This window comes from Bartonella sp. AA9NXGY (assembly GCF_042196845.1).
GTDB lineage: Bacteria > Pseudomonadota > Alphaproteobacteria > Rhizobiales > Rhizobiaceae > Bartonella.
Window position 1 is genome coordinate 1 of the sequence record NZ_JBHIRB010000056.1, and the last position, 2,683, is coordinate 2,683.

1 protein-coding gene is annotated in these 2,683 nt (G+C 44.9%); it reads left to right on the forward strand.

What is annotated here, in order from left to right:
- Window positions 1-2,683, forward strand: a 2,683-nt coding sequence (locus ACFIM6_RS09615; RefSeq protein WP_375612639.1) for a hemagglutinin repeat-containing protein, incomplete at both ends; no start/stop codon positions are given.

Here is a 2,683-nt window from a genome sequence, read left to right on the forward strand (position 1 = left end):
TTGAATGATTTTGGTGCCATAATGGCAGAGGGTGATTTGGGTTTCACCAATGCGGCTGGCAGCGGAAAAAGCCTTTCCCTTGTTAACAAAGCGGGCTTTATTCAAGTTGGTGGAAACTTAAATATCCAAACCAACACCCTGAAAAACGAAGCCGATAGCACGCCTGTCATCACAGAAAAAACGGAATATAGCGATATTTCTTTCCAAAAACCAGAACGCTTTGATTCAATTGAAAATGCGATTTTGTATCATACAACAAGTATAGCAAATGAGTTGGGGATAGAAATATGGGCCGTTTCCTATGAGGAAGTTGAATGTTCGGGAAACACATGTGATTTTCACTTTAAAAATTCTTTGCCCAACAAAGAGGCAACTTATGGTAAGATAACTTTAGAAGATGGGATAGTATACAAGGCATTTACTTGGAATGAAGAGAGTGAAAGTTCGGTTTTTTTTCAAGGGTACCGATGGAATAATTTATCTCACATGATACAGAAAACTGTCACGCAAGAATTTTCGCCTACTCGTCAAGGAATGATACAGTCTCACGGCAATCTTATTATTAACGCTGATACCATTGACAACCATTATAGCATTATAGAAGCAGGGGGAAACGCCGATATCCACGCCAATGTGCTGACCAATTTAGGTGCAACAGCTTATAAAAACACCTATATGGGTTGTCAGGCTAATACGGATGCTTATTGTTATGCTTATAACGCTGATGGAAGCCGAAATGTTGCTTTAGATATAATAAATAATGATGGTTTTCGCCATATCAATTCAGAAGTTCTCGATACTGTTCCTGGTCTTGTTCAAGCGGGTGGCATTTTGAATTTGGTGGTCGATCAACTCCACAACGAGGCAGCGGAAGGTTCGATTACAGGGGATGCGCATTTTGAGGCAAAAACCGTTGGAGGCAATCCACTGGAGTCCTTAAGTGGTTTGCCTGGAGCTGGCGCTCTCTTTACACCAAAAGTCGATCTCAATAATGCGGGGGAACTTGCTGAGGGGCTCCCTTTACCAAAGCCCCAATCGGGGGGTGTTGGGGGCACGCTGCCCAATCAAAATTTCATTTATGAAACGCGGGCAGAATTCCTTGATGTCGGCAAGTTTTATGGCTCAGCCTATTATTTGAACAGAATTGGTTATAATCCTGACAGAGAGATTTTTTTCTTAGGTGATGCCTATTTTGAAAAGCAGCTGATTGAGAAACAAATGCGTGATCTTGTTGGTCAAGGTTTGGGCAAAGGTTCCTTTATTCCTGGAAGTGATGCCATTGAACAAGTCAAAACTTTGCTAGATGGTGGGGCAGATTATGCAAAAGCACACAATCTCCCTTTTGGTGAGGCTTTGAGTGAAGAACAATTGGCGTCCCTAGAAGCCCCGATGGTGATTTATGTGCGCCAACAGGTCAAGGGCATGGATGTTTATGCACCGGTGCTTTACATCCCTGAAAAAGACAGAGCCTCCTTTGTTTCTGCTGGGGCTTTGATCATGGGCGATGATGTCAATATCACCAGCCAAAATACAAGCAATTCCACAATAACCAATTCAGGGCGGATTGCGGCAAACCACCAATTGCATGTGCATGGTGGGGATATCCTCAGTCAAGGGGGGCATTTTGCTGCTGGTGGGGATGCTGTTATCCTTGCGGAGAAGAATATTCGTTTGGACGCAGGGCGCACAACGGTTGACGGCGTGGAGACCGTATTAAACACCGAGGCGCTTTCTGCTGGGGGTAATGCAACGGTGATTGCTAAACAAGATATTACCGCCTCAGGGGTGGGGATCAGCACCGGAGGTGATCTTGCCATGGCTACAGAAGAAGGCAACTTGACGATAGGCTCAGCTGCAACGCATCACCATAAACAGTATAGTGACTCCATTATGCACCATAAATCTGTGTTAAACTCTGGAGGCTCGACGACACTTCTCTCTGGAAAAGATTTGAATATTTTAGGCTCTGATGTTCAAGCGCATGATGATCTTTACTTACAAGCAAAAGAAAATGTTTCGATTGATGCTACACGCAACAGCATGGACAATCATCGCGGGAGTGAAACCTCCCATGTCGCCTTGCACAATGGCTCTCATTTAAGTTCTGGAAAAGATACCACTGTCATCTCGGGTCAAGATATCCATATTGCTGCTTCCGATATAGATGCGAAGGACAATGTTGCTCTTGGCGCACAAGGGGAGATAACAATAGGGGTGAGAAACGATGAAAGAGATTATCATTTTCAGAGCAGCGACTTTAGTGTTGATAGGCAAGAGTCTATTTCTCGGGGTTCTTCGATAAAATCTGGGGGTGATACCACTGTTGTTGCAGGGCAGGATGGGAAACCGCATGACCTTAGCATCACAGGCAGTTCCGTTGCGGCTGAGGGCAAGGTAGGGCTGAAAGCCAGCAACGATGTCCTGATCACCAATGCAGAGGATAGTTCACACCGTGAGATATCTAGCTACACAGATGGCGGTTTTTTTGGGGGAAGCTCATCCTATCATGAAACTTTTGGAGCTACCCAAGTGGTAGGTTCAAGTATAGCAGGAGAAAAAGGCGTTGCCATTGAATCTGGAAACAACACGGAAGTTGTCGCCTCGACGCTCGTAGCCGGTAAGGCAGAGGAAACGTCAGGAGAGAAAGCACCAGGAGAACAGAAACAAGCGGATATTACCATTC